Annotated in this window: 17 protein-coding genes; 15 read left to right on the top strand and 2 right to left on the bottom strand. The window is 67.1% G+C overall.

Annotated features, from left to right (window positions below; all coding sequences use genetic code 11):
• On the bottom strand, positions 1-406 hold a 406-nt coding region (locus tag QPR87_RS20465), incomplete at its 3' end, for an aminopeptidase P family N-terminal domain-containing protein (RefSeq protein WP_285051135.1).
• A 120-nt stretch (positions 407-526) separates the two neighbouring features.
• Between QPR87_RS20465 and QPR87_RS20460 the strand changes: the two genes are divergently transcribed.
• Entirely contained in the window at positions 527-1,429 is a 903-nt protein-coding gene (locus QPR87_RS20460) for a LysR substrate-binding domain-containing protein (RefSeq protein WP_285051134.1), read from the top strand.
• Between the two features lie 6 nt (positions 1,430-1,435).
• Here QPR87_RS20460 and QPR87_RS20455 read toward each other — a convergent pair whose 3' ends face one another.
• Positions 1,436-1,879, bottom strand: a complete 444-nt coding sequence (locus QPR87_RS20455) for an RrF2 family transcriptional regulator (RefSeq protein ID WP_285051133.1) — start codon at positions 1,877-1,879, stop codon at positions 1,436-1,438.
• A gap of 125 nt (positions 1,880-2,004) precedes the next feature.
• Between QPR87_RS20455 and hmpA the strand changes: the two genes are divergently transcribed.
• The 14 genes from hmpA to QPR87_RS20385 all read left to right on the top strand — a co-directional run bounded on the left by hmpA (position 2,005) and on the right by QPR87_RS20385 (position 17,263).
• Positions 2,005-3,213: an NO-inducible flavohemoprotein gene (gene hmpA / locus QPR87_RS20450; RefSeq protein WP_285051132.1), complete on the top strand. Its 1,209-nt coding sequence runs from the start codon at positions 2,005-2,007 to the stop codon at positions 3,211-3,213.
• Positions 3,214-3,226: 13 nt separating this feature from the next.
• Positions 3,227-3,691 (top strand): hypothetical protein, encoded by a 465-nt coding sequence (locus QPR87_RS20445; RefSeq protein ID WP_285051131.1) that lies wholly within the window; start codon positions 3,227-3,229, stop codon positions 3,689-3,691.
• A 211-nt stretch (positions 3,692-3,902) separates the two neighbouring features.
• Positions 3,903-4,940, top strand: a complete 1,038-nt coding sequence (locus QPR87_RS20440) for a GlxA family transcriptional regulator (RefSeq protein WP_011747982.1) — start codon at positions 3,903-3,905, stop codon at positions 4,938-4,940.
• A gap of 87 nt (positions 4,941-5,027) precedes the next feature.
• On the top strand, positions 5,028-5,702 hold the full coding sequence (locus QPR87_RS20435; protein WP_104492225.1) for a DUF2270 domain-containing protein: 675 nt from the start codon (positions 5,028-5,030) through the stop codon (positions 5,700-5,702).
• A 71-nt stretch (positions 5,703-5,773) separates the two neighbouring features.
• Positions 5,774-6,805: a LacI family DNA-binding transcriptional regulator gene (locus QPR87_RS20430; protein ID WP_285051130.1), complete on the top strand. Its 1,032-nt coding sequence runs from the start codon at positions 5,774-5,776 to the stop codon at positions 6,803-6,805.
• Between the two features lie 229 nt (positions 6,806-7,034).
• A complete protein-coding gene (locus QPR87_RS20425; protein WP_285051129.1) occupies positions 7,035-7,976 on the top strand; it encodes a sugar ABC transporter substrate-binding protein in 942 nt (313 codons plus the stop codon).
• A gap of 53 nt (positions 7,977-8,029) precedes the next feature.
• Positions 8,030-9,541: a sugar ABC transporter ATP-binding protein gene (locus QPR87_RS20420; protein WP_104492299.1), complete on the top strand. Its 1,512-nt coding sequence runs from the start codon at positions 8,030-8,032 to the stop codon at positions 9,539-9,541.
• Between the two features lie 12 nt (positions 9,542-9,553).
• Positions 9,554-10,564, top strand: coding sequence for an ABC transporter permease (locus tag QPR87_RS20415; protein WP_011747977.1), 1,011 nt, complete (start codon positions 9,554-9,556; stop codon positions 10,562-10,564).
• Between the two features lie 11 nt (positions 10,565-10,575).
• Complete coding sequence (locus QPR87_RS20410) at positions 10,576-11,496, top strand: sugar ABC transporter substrate-binding protein (RefSeq protein WP_285051128.1); 921 nt, start codon at positions 10,576-10,578, stop codon at positions 11,494-11,496.
• A gap of 5 nt (positions 11,497-11,501) precedes the next feature.
• On the top strand, positions 11,502-12,620 hold the full coding sequence (locus QPR87_RS20405; RefSeq protein ID WP_285051126.1) for a Gfo/Idh/MocA family protein: 1,119 nt from the start codon (positions 11,502-11,504) through the stop codon (positions 12,618-12,620).
• A gap of 7 nt (positions 12,621-12,627) precedes the next feature.
• Positions 12,628-13,530 (top strand): sugar phosphate isomerase/epimerase family protein, encoded by a 903-nt coding sequence (locus QPR87_RS20400; RefSeq protein ID WP_011747974.1) that lies wholly within the window; start codon positions 12,628-12,630, stop codon positions 13,528-13,530.
• Between the two features lie 2 nt (positions 13,531-13,532).
• Positions 13,533-14,543, top strand: a complete 1,011-nt coding sequence (locus tag QPR87_RS20395; RefSeq protein WP_011747973.1) for a Gfo/Idh/MocA family protein — start codon at positions 13,533-13,535, stop codon at positions 14,541-14,543.
• A gap of 8 nt (positions 14,544-14,551) precedes the next feature.
• Complete coding sequence (locus QPR87_RS20390) at positions 14,552-15,352, top strand: TIM barrel protein (protein ID WP_285051125.1); 801 nt, start codon at positions 14,552-14,554, stop codon at positions 15,350-15,352.
• A gap of 3 nt (positions 15,353-15,355) precedes the next feature.
• Positions 15,356-17,263, top strand: a complete 1,908-nt coding sequence (locus tag QPR87_RS20385) for a bifunctional 5-dehydro-2-deoxygluconokinase/5-dehydro-2-deoxyphosphogluconate aldolase (protein WP_285051124.1) — start codon at positions 15,356-15,358, stop codon at positions 17,261-17,263.
• Positions 17,264-17,289 lie beyond the last annotated feature (26 nt).

The raw sequence follows: 17,289 nt of genomic DNA, 5'->3' as shown, positions 1-17,289 counted from the left end.
GCAGGGCGAGCAGGTCGATGCTGACATGGTCGAACTCGATGCCGATGCGTTTGGCGCTGCCGACGATCTGGCGGATGGCATGAAAATAATTGTCCTTCTGCCAGTCGGTATAGGTGATGTTTCCGCCAAAGCTGCGGCGCCATGGCTGGCCGCCGTCGATACCGGCGCTGATGGTGGTGGCCTTGTCGTGGTCGATGAGCAGGCCGTAGCGGCGGCCGAACTGGCAATAGAGGAAATCGGCGTAATAGTTGATGTTGTGATAGGAGGTGAACAGCGCCGCATCGACGCCCGCCTGCGCCATATGCGCGCGGATGCCGTCCTGGCGGCGCTGCATCTCGGAGGCCGAGAAGGTCGGGACCGCCTTCTCGCCATTGCCGATGAAACTCTGAAGCCGGTCGCGTTGCATGGGATCTCCCTTTCGTCCTTTGGGGTTCGGATGGCGGCAGGATCGGGCCGGGACGGGCCCTTGTCAAAAGACGGTTTCTCATGGTTCACTTGAGAAAATCTCAAACGTTTGAGGAATCCCATGTCGCTTTTGCCGCTGAATGCCCTGCGCGCCTTCGAGGCCGTCGCCCGGCTGAAAAGCTTCAAGGAGGCGGCCAAGGCGCTGTTCGTCACCCAGTCGGCGGTCAGCCATCAGGTCCGCCATCTTGAGGAATTCCTGGGCGTGGCGCTGTTCGACCGCTCGGGGGCGCGGCCCGAGATCCTGCCGCGCGGGCAGGAGCTTGCGCGCACGCTGAGCCTGTCGCTGGCCGAGATCGAGGCGGCCTGCAAGCGGGTGCGCCGGGCCGGCGAGGCGCAGCCGCTGGTGATCGCCGCCATCCCGTCGGTGGCGATCTGCTGGCTGATTCCGCGGCTTTCGCGCTTTCGCCAGGCGCATCCCGATGTGGCGCTGCGGGTGGTCTATGCCATTCACGGGCAGGAGATCGACTTTCGCGGCACGCATTTCGCCTTCGTCTTCGCCGACAGCCCGCCGGTTTTGCCCGGCGTGCGGGTGCTGGCCTTTCTGCCGGGCGAAAGCGCGCCGGTCTGCAACCCCTCGCTGTTGCCCGCCTTGGGCGAGGGGCCGCCCTCGGCCGCCGGCATCAAGGCGGCGGGGTTGCTTTACGATACCGACACATCCGCCTGGCACGCTTGGTTTGCGCGCGTCGGCAGCGGCATCGAGCCGGGCGAGGCCGGGCCGGTCTTCGAGGATTTCAACCTGCTGCGCGCCGCCGCGCTGGCCGGGCAGGGCGTGGCGCTGTGTCCGCTGGCGATGATCCGGGACGATCTGGACGCCGGCCGGCTGGTGCAACTGTCGCCGGTCACCGTGCTGGAGAATTACGGCTATTATCTGCTGGCGACCGACCCACCGCCCGCCGACCTCGCCGAGAACGCCCGGGCCTTCCAGGACTGGGCGTTTCGGGAACGGGACGGCGAGGGCGCCTGATCCGGGTCAGGACCGCGCCGTTTCGCGTGGCGCGACCGGGTTCAGCAGATACGAGAAATCCGGCCGCCGCGCCAGCACGTCGGCCAGGCTGTAGCCGTCCAGAACCGCCATGAAGCCCGCCATCGCCTCGTCCAGCACCGAAGTCAGCCCGCAGGCTGGCGCGATGATGCAATTGCCGCAGCCGACCAAGTCGAAATCGTCCTCGGTATGGCGCACAAGCGCGCCGATATTGATCTCGGCCGGCGGCCGCGCCAGCCGGATGCCGCCGTGGCGGCCGCGCAGGCTGGCCAGGAAGCCCGCGTTCACCAGATCGTTGATGACCTTCATCAAATGGTTCTGCGAGATGCCGTAGGCCTGTGCGATCTCGCCGATCGAACACAGCCGCTCGGGCTCTCGGCCCAGATACAGCAGCACGCGCATGGCGTAATCGGTATAGCGCGTCAGGCGCATCGCGGTCTCCGATAAAACATGCATCCTGATTGCATGTTTCTGGCGGCAAGGATAGATGTATCCAGAATACATGTTTTTGAGTCGCGGCCGGGATCCCTGCCGCGCAACCTTGCAGGAGAAACCGAATGCCGCAGCCCTTGAGCGCGCAGACCATTGCGCTGGTCAAAGCCACCGTCCCCGCGATCGAGGCTCATGGTCTTGATATCGTGCGTGAAATGTATGCGCGCATGTTCCAGAACCCGGAAATCCGCGACCTGTTCAACCAGTCGCATCAGGACGGGGCCGAGGCGCAGCCGCGCGCGCTGACCGGAGCGATCCTGGCCTATGCAAACAATATCGACAACGTGACGGCGCTGGTCCCGGCGGTCGAGCGTATCGCCCAGAAGCATGTCGGCCTGCAGATCCTGCCCGAACATTACCCCCATGTCGCCGAGGCGCTGCTGGGCGCGATCCGGGCGGTGCTGGACGACGCCGCCACCGACGAGGTTCTGGAGGCCTGGGGCGAGGCTTATTGGTTCCTCGCCAACATCCTGATCGCGCGTGAGCGGCGGATCTACGACGAACAGCAGGCCAGCGAGGGCGGCTGGAACGGCTGGCGCGCGTTCCGCATCGACGAGGTGATCCGCGAAAGCAGCACCATCGCCTCTTTCGTGCTGCGCCCGGTCGATGGCGGGCCGGTGATGGCCCACAAGCCGGGCCAGTACCTGACCTTCTGGCTGGAGATCCCCGGCCATGCCCCGGCCAAGCGCAACTATTCGATCTCGGCCGCGCCGAATGGCCGGACCTATCGCATCTCGGTCAAGCGCGAGCCGCAGGGGCTGGCCTCGGGCTGGCTGCATGAGCAGGCGCCGGGGGCGGTGCTGAAGATTGCCGCGCCGGCGGGCGAGTTCTTCCTGGCCGAGCGACCCGAGCGGCCGGTGGTGCTGCTGTCCGGGGGCGTGGGGCTGACGCCGATGGTCGCGATGCTGGAGGCGCTGGTGCAGTCCGGCGCGCAGGTTCCGGTGCATTACATCCACGGCACGCATGACCGCGACACCCATGCGATGCGCGCCCATGTCCGCGCGCTGGCCGAGGGGCGGCCGCAGATCCGTGTCACCGATTTCCACCAGACCCCGCTGGCGGACGAGGTCGCCGGCCGCGACTACGACCATGCCGGGCTGATCACCGAGGAATGGCTGCTGGCCAATACGCCGGCGGGCGAGGCGGATTACTATATCTGCGGCCCGCGCCCCTTCCTGCGCGCGGCGGTCGCGGCGCTGTCGCTGGCGGGCGTGCCTTCGGACCGGATCCATTACGAATTCTTCGGTCCGGCCGACGAATTGCTGGCGGCCTGAGGCGGGGCGCGTCATGGACGATCTTGCCCTGGCGCGGATCGTCCATGTCGTCGCCGTCCTGTTCTGGATCGGCGGCGTGGCCTTCGTCACCACGGTTCTGATCCCCGCCGTCGCCGCCGCCTTCCCTGCGGCGGAGCGGCTGCGCTTCTTTCACCGCATCGAGGGCCGGTTCGCCCCGCAGGCCCGGCTTTGGGTGCTGCTGGCCGGGGCCAGCGGATTCTGGATGGTCTGGCGCGGCGACATGTGGCACGGCTTCGCCGAGATGCGGTTCTGGTGGATGCATGCCATGCTGGCGGTCTGGCTGGCCTTTTCGGTCATGCTCTACCTGATCGAGCCGCTGTTCCTGCATCGCCGCATGCGCCGGTCGCGCGATCCGGGGCGCGATTTCGTGCGGTTGGCGCGGATGCATCGCATTCTGCTGGCGCTGTCGGTGGTGGCAGTGGTCGGCGCGGTCGGCGGCCGTCACGGGCTGTTCTAGCGCGGCCTTCATGCCGGTGCGTTGCCCGGCGCCTTCGCGCCATGGCCGCAGGCGCTGCAAATCCCGCGGGGTTTCCCCGCACGAGACGCCGGAAGCGGCGCGGATCGGGGGGAACCGTGCGGGCAGGGGCTTGGCAGCCCGCCGCGCATTGTGGCAATGCGAAAGCTGACGCGCGGTCCGCCGGCCGGGCGAAGCATTCGGGAAAGGTATCGTGCCGCAATCCGTTGCCGAAGACAGCGAGCGCTATATCGCGCGGGGCATTGCCCATGTGAAGCTTTCGACGCCGCCCCGGGCGCCGATCACGATCTCTTTCGTGCTGATGCCGCGTTTCACCATGCTGGCCTTCACCTCGGCGATCGAGCCCTTGCGCGTGGCCAACCAGCTGACCGAGAGGCTGCTGTTCAAATGGCGCATCCACAGCGAGACGGGCGCGCCGATCGCCTGCTCGAACGGGGTGCCGCTGGTGCCGGACGCACCGCTGTCCGAGGCGCCCGCCTCGGACTATGTGCTGGTCTGCGGCGGGGTCGAGCCGGATGCGGGATGCAGCGCCGAACTGACCGACTGGATCCGCAAGCAATGGCGCCATGGCGGCACGGTGGGCGGGCTTTGCACCGGCGCCTATGCCCTGGCCCGCGCCGGCATTCTCAACGGCCGTCGCTTTACCCTGCATTGGGAGAACCTTCCGAACTTCACCGAGAAATATCCCGACCTCGCGCCCGAGCGGCGCATCTTCTGTATCGACGAGCGCATCGTCACCTGTGCCGGCGGCGTCGCCTCGGCCGAGCTGGCGCTGAAGCTGATCGAGGATTACTACGGCGCCGAACTCGGCCAGGCGGTGATGAACATGTGCCTGCTGGGCCAGATCCGGCGCGGCGAGGAAGAGCAGCTCAGCTCGCTTTCCGTCCGGCTGGGCACGCGCAACGACCACCTGATCCGCGCGGTGGCCTATATCGAGGCCCATGTCGAGGACGAGGTCGATCTGGGCGAATGCGCCAGCCACCTGGGCATCTCGCGCCGCCAGCTGGAGCGGCTGTTCCAGCGCTACCTCGACACGACGCCGCTGCAATATCTCAACAAGGTGCGGCTGCAGCATGCCCGCTCTCTGCTGACCGAGACCAATCTCAGCGTCATGCAGGTGGCGGTGGCCTGCGGCTTTGGCTCGTCCTCGTATTTCTCCAAGGTGTTTCGGGGGCAATACGGCGTCTCGCCCTACAAGTTCTCGCTGACCCGCAAGCGCACGGGGGAATGAGGCGCCGATCCGCATGCCTGCCCGGATAGCGGGCACTTGCCCCCAAACGCGTCCCCTGCCAAGCTGCGAGGCAGGGAGAACGCGCAAATGGACGGACAGGGGAACGGCCGCAAACCGCTGGATACGGCGGAGATCGGGGCGCTGGCGCATCTTTATCGGGCAGAGATCTATCGCTCGACCATCTGGCGAACACGGCTCGACACCACCACCAACTGGTCGGTGGTGACGCTGGGGGTGGCGCTGTCGATCACCTTTTCCTCGCCCCAGGCTTCGCCCCTGCCGCTGGTGCTGGTCGGCATTCTCATCATCTTCTTCCTGATGCTGGAGGCGCGGCGCTATCGCTATTTCAACGTCTGGCGCGCACGCTGCCGCTGGATGGAGCTGAACTTCATGGCGCCGATGCTGAACGACGGCGACTTGCGGATGGATACCGGCTGGCAGGACAGGCTGGCCGAGGATTACCGCCGCCCCGCCTATCACGTCAGCCTGCGCACCGCCATCGGCCGGCGCATCCGGCGCAACTACTTCTGGATCCTGCTGATCCAGACCGCCGCCTATCTGGGCAAGCTGGCGGTGCATCCGGCCGCGCTGCAATCCTTTGGCGAATTGCTGGAGCGCGCCGCCATCGGGCCGATCCCGGGCTGGCTGGTGCTGGGGGTGGGCCTGCTTTACTGCTTCAGTTGGGGCGCCATCGCGCTGTGGAGCCTGCGCGAGGATCGCAAGCGGGCGCGCTGGCGCCGCGATCCCCTCGGCATGGGGTGAAACGCTTTTGCGGGGCATTGCAATCCTGACGTGATTCCATCACGCTTACCCTCATATGGATGAGGGAAGACATGCCGGGACGCCCGACGATCGAGGATGTGGCCAAGGCGGCCGGAGTCAGCGTGGCGACGGTCGACCGCGTGCTGAACGGCCGTGCCAGGGTGCGCGAGGAAACCGCGCGCAAGGTTTCCGAAGCTGCCGAGGCGGTCGGCTATCACGCGGCGCCGGCGATCCGGGCGCGGGCGCTGGCGCATGTGCCGGAACTGCATCTGGGCATCGTTCTGCAAAAGGAACGCCACGCTTTCTATCAGGATTTCGCCGCACGCATCCAGGAGACCGCGCGCCAGGATCCGCTGCGCCGCTGGCGGCTGACCATCCGGTTTTCGCCCGGCCAGTCGCCGGCCGATTTCGCCGAAACCATCGCCGGCATGGCCGGCAAGGTGCAGGCCGTGGCGGCGACCGGCATCGACCATCACGACGTGACCTCGGCCGTCGCCATGCTGCGCGGGCGCGGCGTTCCGGTGTTTTCGCTGCTGTCCGATTTCGCCGCCGGCGTGCGCGAGGCTTATCTGGGCACCAACAATCTCAAGACCGGGCGCACCGCCGCCTGGCTGATGCATCGCATCATGCGCCGTCCGGGCAAGCTGGCGCTGTTCATCGGCGGCCATCGCTTTCACGGCCACGACCTGCGCGAGGCCGGGTTTCGCAGCTATTTCCGCGAATACGCGCCCGAGATCGCCTTTCTGGACACGATGATCAACCTCGAAACCCGGCAACTGACCTATGAGACCACGCTGGAGATCGCCGCGCGCCACCCCGACCTTGCCGGCATCTATTGTGCCGGCGGCGGCATGGAGGGCGCCATCGCCGCGATCCAGGAATTGCAGCTGGGCGGCAAGGTGGCGCTGATCGTGAACGAACTGACGCCGGAATCCCGCCAGGGGCTGATGCAGGGCATCGTCTCGGTGGTGCTGGCGACGCCCTTGCAGCCGCTGGCGGCGGATCTGCTGAGCGCCGTCGCGCATGTGCTGGAACATGGCATGGCGGAGAATCCCGGCCAGCGTTTCGTCACCTCTCTGGTCGTGACGCCCGAAAGCCTGTGATCGGCCAGAATGATGGAAAACCATCATTATTGACCATCTTTCTATCATTCATGATGGATAAAACCTCTCAAAGAGTTTGACGGGAATCGCTTTCTGGCAGAAGTCTCTCCCCACGGTCCGCGCTCGGGAGTCGCGGTCCGGTGGCAGGGCGCAGGGCCGGTATCGGACATGCCGCCCGCCCTGTGCGGGCCCTGGGTGCCTGCGGAACCGATTGGGGAGGATGACGAGAATGAAAGCATTACTGCTGACGACCGCCTGTGCCGTCACGGTCTCGGGCACGGCCATGGCCGAGAATATCGGCGTGAGCATGGCGCTGTTCGACGACAATTTCCTGACCGTGCTGCGCAACGGCATGCAGGAGCATGCGGCATCGCTGGACGGCGTGACGATCCAGATCGACGATGCGCAGAACGACGTCGGCAAGCAGCTGAACCAGATCGAGAACTTCGTCGCCTCGGGCGTCGATGCGATCATCGTGAACCCGGTCGATACCGACGCCACCATCGCCATGAGCGCGGCGGCGCAGAACGCCGGCATCCCGATGGTCTTTGTCAACCGCCAGCCGGTGAACCTGGACAGCCTGCCCGAGAAGCAGGCCTTCGTCGCCTCGGACGAAAAGGAATCCGGCACGCTGGAGACGCAGGAGATCTGCCGCCTGCTCAAGGAACAGGGCAAGACCGAGGCCCGGGCCGTGGTGCTGATGGGCGAGTTGTCGAACCAGGCGGCGCGGATGCGCACGCAGGACATCAAGGACGTGCTGGCCACGCCGGAATGCGGCTTCATCACCATCGTCCAGGAGCAGACGGCGAACTGGTCGCGCACCCAGGGCGCCGACCTGGTCAGCAACTGGCTTTCGGCCGGGACCGAGTTCGACGCGGTGATCTCGAACAACGACGAGATGGCGATCGGCGCGATCCAGGCGCTGAAATCGGCGGGCCGTCCGATGGATGACGTGGTGATCGGCGGCATCGACGCGACGCAGGACGCGCTGGCGGCGATGAAGGCCGGCGATCTGGACGTGACGGTGTTCCAGGATGCGGCCGGGCAGGGCCACGGGGCGGTCGACACGGCGCTGAAGCTCGCCCGTGGCGAGACGGTCGAGCAAAAGGTCTATGTGCCCTTCCAACTCGTCACCCCCGAAAATCTGGACGAGTTCCTTTCCAGGAACTGATGCCGGCGGCGGGGTCGTCCCGGCCCCGCCCGATCAAGACGAAGGGGGAGACGATGCTTGACCGGACCAGCGCCTGGCATGGCGAATACATTCTGGAAGTCGACAACATCACCAAGGAATTCCCGGGCGTGAAGGCCCTGGACGGGGTGCAGCTGAAGATCCGCCCCGGCACCGTCCATGCGCTGATGGGCGAGAACGGCGCCGGGAAATCCACGCTGATGAAGATCATCGCCGGCGTCTATACGCCCGATGGCGGCGAGGTGCGCTTTGCCGGGCAGCCGCTGGATGTCAGGACGCCGCTCGACGCGCTGAACTCGGGCATCGCCATGATCCACCAGGAACTGAACCTGATGAACTGGATGACGGTGGCCGAGAACATCTGGATCCGGCGCGAGCCGCTGAACCGGCTGGGGCTGGTCGATCACGGCAGGATGCGGCAGATGACGGCCGAACTGCTGGGCCGGCTGAACATCCGCCTGGACCCCGACCAGCAGGTCGGCGAACTGACCGTGGCGCAAAAGCAGATGGTCGAGATCGCCAAGGCGGTTTCCTACAATTCCGACGTGCTGATCATGGACGAGCCGACCAGCGCCATCACCGAGGCCGAGGTCGAGCATCTGTTCGCCATCATCCGCGACCTGAAGTCGCGCGGCATCGGCATCGTCTACATCACCCACAAGATGAACGAGCTGTTCGAGATCGCCGACGAGTTCACCGTCTTTCGCGACGGCAAGTATGTCGGCACCCATCCCAGCGCCGACGTGACCCGCGACGACATCATCCGCATGATGGTCGGCCGCGAGATCACCGAGATGTTCCCCAAGATCGAATGCGAGATCGGCGAGACCGTGCTCGAGGTCAGGAACCTGACCCTGCCGGGCGTGTTCCACGACGTCAGCTTCCAGGTCCGCGCCGGCGAGATCCTGGGCATCGCCGGGCTGGTCGGCTCGAAGCGCTCGAACGTGGCCGAGGCGATCTTCGGCGTCCATCCCGCGCCCATCGGCGACATCCTGATCGACGGCCGGCATGTGCAGATCACCTGTCCCTCGGACGCCATGGGGCATGGCATGGCCTTCCTGACCGAGGACCGCAAGGAAAGCGGTTGCTTCCTGATCCTCGATTGCCTGGAAAACATCCAGTCGGCGCTGATCACCAGAAGCCATGTGAAAAACGGCTTCATCGACCTGCGGACCGTCGCCGCCAAGGCCGAGGAGATGGCCGCGACGCTGCGCATCAAGACACCCAGCCTGCGCGAGACGGTCGAGAACCTGTCGGGCGGCAACCAGCAGAAGCTGCTGATCGCTCGCTGGCTGCTGACCGAACCGCGCATCCTGATCCTGGACGAGCCCACCCGCGGCATCGACGTGGGCGCCAAGGCGGAAATCCACCGGCTGATCACCAAGCTGGCCGCGCAGGGCGTGGCCGTCATCATGATTTCCTCGGAAATGCCCGAGGTCTTGGGAATGAGCGACCGCATCATGGTCATGCACGAGGGCCATGTGTCGGGCTTTCTCGACCGGGCCGAGGCCGATCAGGTCAAGATCATGTCGCTGGCCGCCAAGTAACAGGGGAACCCCATGTCAGACGCAAGCATGGCCGCGGCACCGCGCCGCCACCGCCCGATGATGGCGGAACTCAACATCCTTCTGGTCCTGGTCGGCATCAGCCTGACCTTCGAGATCCTGGGCTGGATCATGCAGGGGCAGAGCTTCCTGGGCAACTGGCAACGGCTGTCCATCATGATCCTGCAGGTCTCGGTGGTGGGCATCATCGCCATCGGCGTGACCCAGGTCATCATCTCGGGCGGCATCGACCTGTCGTCGGGCTCGATCGTCGGCGCCACCGCCATGATCTCGATGAGCCTTGCGCAGGCCGCCGGCTACGAGCGGGCGATCTATCCCGACCTGACCGGGTTGCCGGTGGTGGTGCCGCTGCTGGCCGGGCTGCTTTTCGGGCTGCTCTGCGGCACGATCAACGGCGTGCTGATCGCCTATACCAGGATCCCGCCCTTCATCGCCACGCTGGGCATGATGGTGACGGCGCGGGGCTTTGCCAAATGGTATACCAAGGGCCAGCCGATCAGCTTTCCCTCGGACAGCTTCGCCGCCATCGGCAAGGGCATGATGCCGGTCTTCATCTTCCTGGTGGTGGCGCTGATCTTCCATGTCGCGCTGAAATACACCCGCTACGGCAAGTTCACCTATGCCATCGGCGCCAATCCGCAGGCCGCGCGCGTCTCGGGGATCAACGTCGAGCGCCAGCTGGTCAGGATATATGCCATCGCCGGGCTTCTGTCGGCGCTGGCCGGGATCGTGGTCGCCGCCCGCGGCCTGACGGCGCAGGCCGGCATGGGCACCATGTACGAGCTGGACGCCATCGCCATGGCGGTGATCGGCGGCGTGTCCCTGACCGGCGGGCGCGGCTCGATCCTGGGAACGATGATCGGCATGGTGATCTTTGGCGTCATCATCTCGGGTTTCACCTTCCTGCGGCTCGACGCCTATTACCAGGAGATGATCAAGGGCGTGATCATCGTCGCCGCCGTGGTCGCCGATGTCTACCGCCAGAAAAAGCGCAAGAAGGCGTAAGGGGACCGATGATGAAAGGCTTGACCGCAATGGCGCTGGTGCTGGGGCTTTCCGCCCCGGCCCTGGCCGGGGGCACCCGGATCGGGGTCAGCATGACCAGCTTCGACAATCCCTTCCTGACCATCCTGCTGAACGGCATCAAGCAGCAGGCGGCGCAGGATGGCGCCGAGCTGATCCTCGAGGACGCGCAGCTCGACGTCGCCCGCCAGCAGAACCAGGTGCAGAACTTCATCGCCAATGGTGTCGATGCGATCATCGTCAACGCCGTCGACGGCGCCGCCACCCCGGCGATGACGCAGATGGCGACCCAGGCCGGCGTGCCGCTGGTCTATGTCAACCACCCGCCGATCGGCCATGAGGCGCTGCCCAAGGGCACCAGCTTCGTCGGCTCGGACGAGGTGGAAAGCGGCACCATGCAGACGCGCGAGGTCTGCCGGATGCTGGGCGGCAAGGGCAACGTGATGGTGCTGATGGGGCCGCTGGAGAACGAGGCCTCGGCCATCCGCACCCGCGACATCGAAGAGGTGATCGCCACCCCGGAATGCTCGGGCATGAGTATCGTCGACAGGCAGGTCGGCAACTGGAACCGCACCCAGGGGCAGGACATCGCCACCAACTGGCTGAGCTCGGGCATCGCCTTCGACGCCATCATCTCGAACAATGACGAGATGGCCATCGGCGCCATCCAGTCGCTGAAGGCGGCGGGGGTGGCGATGGACAAGGTCGTCGTCGCCGGCATCGACGCGACGCCCGACGGCCTCGCGGCGATGCGGGCCGGCGACCTGGACGTCACCGTCTACCAGAACGCCACCCGTCAGGGCGAGGTCGCGGTCCAGACCGCCATCGCCATGGCGGGGGGCGAAACGCCCGAACGCAATATCTGGGTGCCCTTCGAGCCCGTCACCCCCGAGAACCTCTCGAACTACGAGTAAGCCCGATGACCGCAACGGAGAAATCCCTCGGTGTCGCCCTGATCGGCACCGGGTTCATGGGAAAGTGCCATGCGATGGCCTGGCGCAATCTTGCCACCGCATTCGGCGGCCTGCCGCCCCGGCTGGAGGTGCTGGCCGACACGCCCGCCCGCAAGGCCGCCGAACATGCCGCAGCCTTCGGCTTTGCTCGCGCCACCGATGACTGGCGCGCGGCGGTCGGCGATCCGGCCGTCGACGTGGTCTCGATCGCCACGCCGAACGGCATGCATCGCGAGATGGCCGAGGCGGCGCTGGCGGCGGGCAAGCATGTCTGGCTGGAAAAGCCCATGGCGCTGACCGTCGCGGATGCCGAGGCGATGGAGGCCGCCGCCCGCGCCTCGGGCCGCGTCACCATCCTGGGCTACAACTACGCCCGCTCGCCCGCCTTCCGCGCCGCCGCCGAGATGGTGGCCGCGGGCGCCATCGGCCGACCGATCCATTTCCGCGGCATCTATGACGAGGATTACATGGCCGATCCGCAGCTGCCCTGGAGCTGGCGGCTGACCAGTGCCGAAGGCGGGCTGGGCGCGCTGGGGGATCTGGGCTGCCATCTGGTCTCGGTCATGCTGGCGCTGATGGGGCCGGTGGCGCGGGTCCAGGCGCAGATGGACACGGTGATCGCCCGGCGTCCACATCAGGACGGCACGGCCCCGGTCGAGAACGAAGACCAGGCCCAGGCGCTGATCCGCTTTGCCTCGGGCGCCTCGGGCGAATTCTCCTGCTCGCGGGTGGCCCGCGGCTATCGCTGCCGCCTGGCATGGGAGGTGCAGTGCACCGAGGGCACGCTGCGCTTCGACCAGGAGCGGATGAACGAGCTTTGGCTCTACCGGCCCGGCCCGCCCGAGGCGGACGGTTTCCGCCGCATCCTGACCGGCCCGGCGCAGCCCGGCTTTGCCGCCTTCTGCCCGGCCGCCGGCCATAATTTCGGCTTCAACGAGCAGAAGGTGGTCGAGGCGGAAATGCTGCGCCAGGCCATCGCCGGCACCGCCCGCGCCTGGCCCGACTTCACTGACGGCCTGGTCATCGAACGCATCATCCACGGCATGGCCCGGTCCGCCGAGACCGGCCAGCCCGTCACTTTCTGAGGACGCAATGAAAATCGCCATCGACCCCTTCATGCACCGCCACCTGCCGCTGGAGCAGATCCCCGCAAAGGTCAGGGAACTCGGCTACGACTGGATCGAGCTGAGCCCGCGCGGCGACTTTCTGGAATGGTTCAAGGCGCCCCGCGTCTTTCCCGACCGCATCAAGGCGCTGAAGCAGGCGCTGCGCGAGGCCGAGGTCGGCATCGCCAGCCTGCTGCCGATGTATCGCTGGGCCAGCAATGACGAGACCGAGCGGCAGGCCGCCGTCAAGCACTGGAAGCGCGCCATCGAGATCGCGGTCGAGCTGGGCGTCGACACCATGAACAGCGAATTCGGCCGCGGCCCGCATCCCGACAAGGGCTCGTGCTACTGCTGCCACACCGGCTCGATGATCGAGGCTTGCGAGGACGCCTGGTGGCGCAGCATGGAAGAGCTGGTGCCGATCTTCGAGCGCGAGGGCATCAACCTGCATGTCGAGCCCCATCCCGAGGACTGGTGCGAGACGCTGCAGCCCGCGCTCGACATCATCCGCACGGTGAACTCGCCGCGGGTGAAGTTCCTCTATTGCGCGCCGCATACCTATTATTTCGGCGACGACACCCGGGCGATGCTGCGCGAGGCCGCCGACGTGCTGGCGCATGTCCATGTCGGCGACACCTTCAACCACAAGGCCAGCTCGGGCCTGCGCTATATCCTGAACCCTCCGGGCACGCAGGCGCGCATCCACCAGCATCTCGACATCGGCCAGGGCGAGGTGCCCTGGGACGACTTCTTCGGCACCCTGGCCGAGATCGGCTTCGACGGCATCATGACCGCCTGCGTCTTTGCCTGGGAGGACCGCGCCGACCAGTCCGGCAAATTCATGCGCAACGAAATGCAGCGCTACATCGACACCTATTGGAGCAAATGAGCATGACCCTGAAGATCGGAGTGATCGGCACCGGCGCCATCGGCCAGGACCATACCCGGCGCATCAACCAGGTCCTGGCCGGCGCCAGGGTCGCGGCGCTGAACGACGTGAACCGTGCCAATGCCGAGGCCTGCCAGCGCGACCATGCCCCCGAGGCGCGGATCTTCGACGACCCGCATGCGCTGATCCGCGATGCCGAGGTGGATGCGATCCTCGTCTGTTCCTGGGGCCAGACGCATGAGGAATACGTGCTGGCCGCCATCGCCGCCGGCAAGCCGTGCTTTTGCGAAAAGCCGCTGGCCACCACCGCCGAAGGCGCGCGCCGCATCGTCGAGGCCGAAGAGGCGGCCGGCAAGCGGCTGGTGCAGGTCGGCTTCATGCGCCGCTACGATCCGGGCTATGTCGCGCTGAAAAAGGCGGTGGCCGAGGTGACCGGCGCGCCGCTGATGGTGCATGCCGCGCATCGCAATCCGCGGGTGGGCGAGAACTACCTGACCCCGATGGCGATCCACGACACGCTGATCCACGAGATCGACGTGCTGCGCTGGCTGCTCGACGACGACTATGTCGGCGCCCGGGTGCTCTTCCCGCGCAAGTCGCCGCGTGCCCATGAAAAGCTGCGCGACCCGCAGGTGGTGGTGCTGGAGACTGCCCGGGGCGTGGTGATCGATGTCGAGGTCTTTGTGAACTGCCATTACGGCTACGACATCCAGTGCGAGATCGTGGGCGAGGACGGCATCGCCCGGCTGCCCGAGCCGATGGGCATCCAGACCCGTTCGGGCGCGGTGCTTGGCCAGCCGATCCTGATGGACTGGAAGGACCGCTTCATCGACAGCTACGACTATGAACTGGCCGATTTCCTGAAGGCCGCCGCCAGGGGCACCGCCGCCGGCCCGACCGCCTGGGACGGCTATGTCGCCGCGGTCACCGCCGATGCCTGCGTCGCCGCGCAGGAAGCCGGGGGCGAGTCCGTCGCGATCGAACTGCCCGCCCGTCCCGCCCTTTACGCCTGAGGTTCGCCATGCGCTTTGCCCTGAACCATATCGTCGCCCCGCGCCTGCCGCTGGCCGAGTTCCTTGCCCTGGCCCGCCGCCTCGACTGCACCGAGGTCGAGATCCGCAACGACCTGCCCGACGTGACCGGGCTGGCCCCGGCCGAGGTCGCCCGCATGGCTGCCGATGCCGGCGTGGCCATCCTGTCGGTCAACGCGCTCTATCCCTTCAACCTATGGAGCGAGGATCTGGCCGGCCGCGCCGAGCGCCTGGCGGATTTCGCCGCCGGGGCAGGGGCGCAGGCGCTGGTGCTGTGCCCGCTGAACGACGGCACCGAGATCGCCCATTCCCAGACGGTGGCGGCGCTGGACAGGCTGCGCGCCATCCTGCAGCCGCGCGGGCTGACCGGGCTGGTCGAGCCGCTGGGCTTCCCGCAAAGCTCGCTGCGCCGCAAGGCCGAGGCCGTCGCCGCCATCACCGAGGCGGGCGGCTTCGACGCCTTCCGCCTGCTGCACGACACGTTCCACCACCATCTGGCGGGCGAAACCGCGTTCTTCCCGCATCGCACCGGGCTGGTGCATGTCTCGGGCGTGACCGATCCGTCGCTGGCGGTCGCCGAGATGCTGGACGGCCATCGCCTGCTGGTCGACGCCGGCGACCGGCTGGAGAACCTGGCGCAACTGCGCGCGCTTTTGGCCGACGGCTATGACGGGCCGGTCAGCTTCGAGCCTTTCGCGCCCGAGGTTCATGCGCTGGACGATATCGAAGCGGCATTGCGCGCCAGCATGGACCACCTGCGCGCCGCCCTGTCGGAACCCGTGGAGGGCTGAGGGATGAGCAGGACGTTGGACGTCATCACCATCGGCCGCTCTTCGGTCGACCTTTACGGCGCGCAGATCGGGGGCCGGCTCGAAGACATGCGGTCCTTCAGCAAATATGTCGGCGGCTCGCCCACCAACATGGCCTGTGGCACGGCGCGGCTGGGGCTGCGCTCGGCACTGATCACCCGGGTGGGCGACGAGCATATGGGCCGCTTCCTGCGCGAGGAACTGGTGCGCGAGGGGGTGGACGTGCGCGGCGTCGCGACCGACCCCGAACGGCTGACGGCGCTTGTCCTGCTGGGCATTCGCGACGAGGACAGCTTTCCGTTGATCTTCTATCGCGAGAATTGCGCCGACATGGCGCTGTGCGAGGATGACATCGACGAGGGGCTGATCGCCGAAGCGCGCTCCGTGGTCGCCACCGGCACGCATCTGAGCCATCCGCGCACCGAGGCGGCGGTCCTCAAGGCGCTGCGTCTGGCGCGCGAAGCGGGGGGGCAGACGGCGCTGGACATCGACTATCGCCCCAACCTCTGGGGGCTGTCCGGCCATGGCGACGGCGAGAACCGCTTTATCGCCAGCGACAGCGTGACGGCGAAGCTGCAGGCGCATCTGCCGCTTTTCGACCTGATCGTCGGCACCGAGGAAGAGTTCCATATCGCCGGCGGCTCGACCGACACGCTTGCGGCGCTGCGGGCCGTCCGCGCCCTGACGCCTGCGGTGCTGGTCTGCAAGCGCGGCGCGGCGGGTGCGGTGGCCTTTACCGGCGCCGTCGAGGGCTGGGACAGCGGCGAGACCGGGCCGGGCTTTCCGATCGAGGTCTTCAACGTGCTGGGTGCCGGCGACGGCTTCATGTCCGGGCTGCTCAAGGGCTGGCTCGACGGCGAGCCCTGGCCCCGGGCGCTGGAATACGCCAATGCCTGCGGCGCCTTTGCCGTCAGCCGGCATGGCTGCACGCCCGCCTATCCCTCGCTGGCCGAGCTGGAGTTCTTTCTCAGGCGCGGCATCCGAGAGCGGGCGCTGCGCAAGGATGCCGAGCTTGAGCGCATCCACCGCGCCACCAACCTGCATCCGCTGCAAGGCGACATCCGCGCCTTTGCCTTCGATCACCGCATCCAGTTGGAAGAGATGCAGGGCGCGACGCCCGAACGGATCGGCGCCTTCAAGCGGCTGTGCCTGAAGGCCGCGCTGGCGGTGCAGGACGGCCGCCCGGGCCATGGCATCCTGTGCGACGACCGGCTGGGACGGGCGGCGCTGCATGCCGCGGCCGGCACCGGGCTCTGGGTCGGGCGGCCCTGCGAATGGCCGGGCTCGCGTCCCCTGCGGCTGGAGCCGGAGCTGGGCGCGGCCTGCGAGGGGCTGATGGAATGGCCGGCGGGGCAGGTGGTCAAGGTGCTGTGCTTCTGCCATCCCGGCGACGACGCGGCGACGCGCGCGGACCAGGAGGCGACCGTCACCCGGCTTTATCAGGCGGCGCGGGCCAATGACCTGGAATTCCTGCTGGAGATCATCCCCTCCAAGGTCGGGCCGGTGGATGACGGGACCACGGCGGCGCTGATCCGGCGCTGGTACGAGATCGGCGTCTATCCCGACTGGTGGAAGCTGGAACCGCTGCAATCCGATGCCGCCTGGCATCAGGCGGTGGAGGCGATCCGGGCGCATGATCCCTGGCTGCGCGGCATCGTCGTGCTGGGGCTGGACGCGGCCGAGGCCGAACTGGCGGCCAGTTTCGAAAAGGCGGCGCGGCACGACCTGGTCCGGGGCTTTGCCGTCGGCCGGACGATCTTCGGCGATGTGGCGCGCGACTGGCTCGCTGGGCGCCGCACCGACGACGAGGCCGTGGCCGAGATGGGTCGGCGCTATGGCCGCCTTTGCGCGCTTTGGGACCGGGCCCGCGCGGCCGCGAAGGTGGCGGCATGAGCGGGGCGGGCCGGTTCACCCCGGAA

Source organism: Paracoccus sp. SSJ (assembly GCF_030234105.1).
Taxonomy (GTDB): domain Bacteria; phylum Pseudomonadota; class Alphaproteobacteria; order Rhodobacterales; family Rhodobacteraceae; genus Paracoccus; species Paracoccus denitrificans.
The sequence above is the reverse complement of the archived record's forward strand: the minus strand, read 5'-3'. Positions and strand labels throughout refer to the sequence as shown.

What these genes read in the sequence shown, in the direction of transcription:
- QPR87_RS20420 (WP_104492299.1), top strand. Translation starts at nt 8,030, where the DNA reads ATGCTTGACCGGACCAGCGCCTGGCATGGCGAATACATTCTGGAAGTC.
- QPR87_RS20445 (WP_285051131.1), top strand. Translation starts at nt 3,227, where the DNA reads ATGGACGATCTTGCCCTGGCGCGGATCGTCCATGTCGTCGCCGTCCTG.
- QPR87_RS20410 (WP_285051128.1), top strand. Translation starts at nt 10,576, where the DNA reads ATGAAAGGCTTGACCGCAATGGCGCTGGTGCTGGGGCTTTCCGCCCCG.
- QPR87_RS20460 (WP_285051134.1), top strand. Translation starts at nt 527, where the DNA reads ATGTCGCTTTTGCCGCTGAATGCCCTGCGCGCCTTCGAGGCCGTCGCC.
- hmpA (WP_285051132.1), top strand. Translation starts at nt 2,005, where the DNA reads ATGCCGCAGCCCTTGAGCGCGCAGACCATTGCGCTGGTCAAAGCCACC.
- QPR87_RS20435 (WP_104492225.1), top strand. Translation starts at nt 5,028, where the DNA reads ATGGACGGACAGGGGAACGGCCGCAAACCGCTGGATACGGCGGAGATC.
- QPR87_RS20400 (WP_011747974.1), top strand. Translation starts at nt 12,628, where the DNA reads ATGAAAATCGCCATCGACCCCTTCATGCACCGCCACCTGCCGCTGGAG.
- QPR87_RS20390 (WP_285051125.1), top strand. Translation starts at nt 14,552, where the DNA reads ATGCGCTTTGCCCTGAACCATATCGTCGCCCCGCGCCTGCCGCTGGCC.
- QPR87_RS20395 (WP_011747973.1), top strand. Translation starts at nt 13,533, where the DNA reads ATGACCCTGAAGATCGGAGTGATCGGCACCGGCGCCATCGGCCAGGAC.
- QPR87_RS20425 (WP_285051129.1), top strand. Translation starts at nt 7,035, where the DNA reads ATGAAAGCATTACTGCTGACGACCGCCTGTGCCGTCACGGTCTCGGGC.
- QPR87_RS20455 (WP_285051133.1), bottom strand. Translation starts at nt 1,879, where the DNA reads ATGCGCCTGACGCGCTATACCGATTACGCCATGCGCGTGCTGCTGTAT.
- QPR87_RS20385 (WP_285051124.1), top strand. Translation starts at nt 15,356, where the DNA reads ATGAGCAGGACGTTGGACGTCATCACCATCGGCCGCTCTTCGGTCGAC.
- QPR87_RS20415 (WP_011747977.1), top strand. Translation starts at nt 9,554, where the DNA reads ATGTCAGACGCAAGCATGGCCGCGGCACCGCGCCGCCACCGCCCGATG.
- QPR87_RS20405 (WP_285051126.1), top strand. Translation starts at nt 11,502, where the DNA reads ATGACCGCAACGGAGAAATCCCTCGGTGTCGCCCTGATCGGCACCGGG.
- QPR87_RS20430 (WP_285051130.1), top strand. Translation starts at nt 5,774, where the DNA reads ATGCCGGGACGCCCGACGATCGAGGATGTGGCCAAGGCGGCCGGAGTC.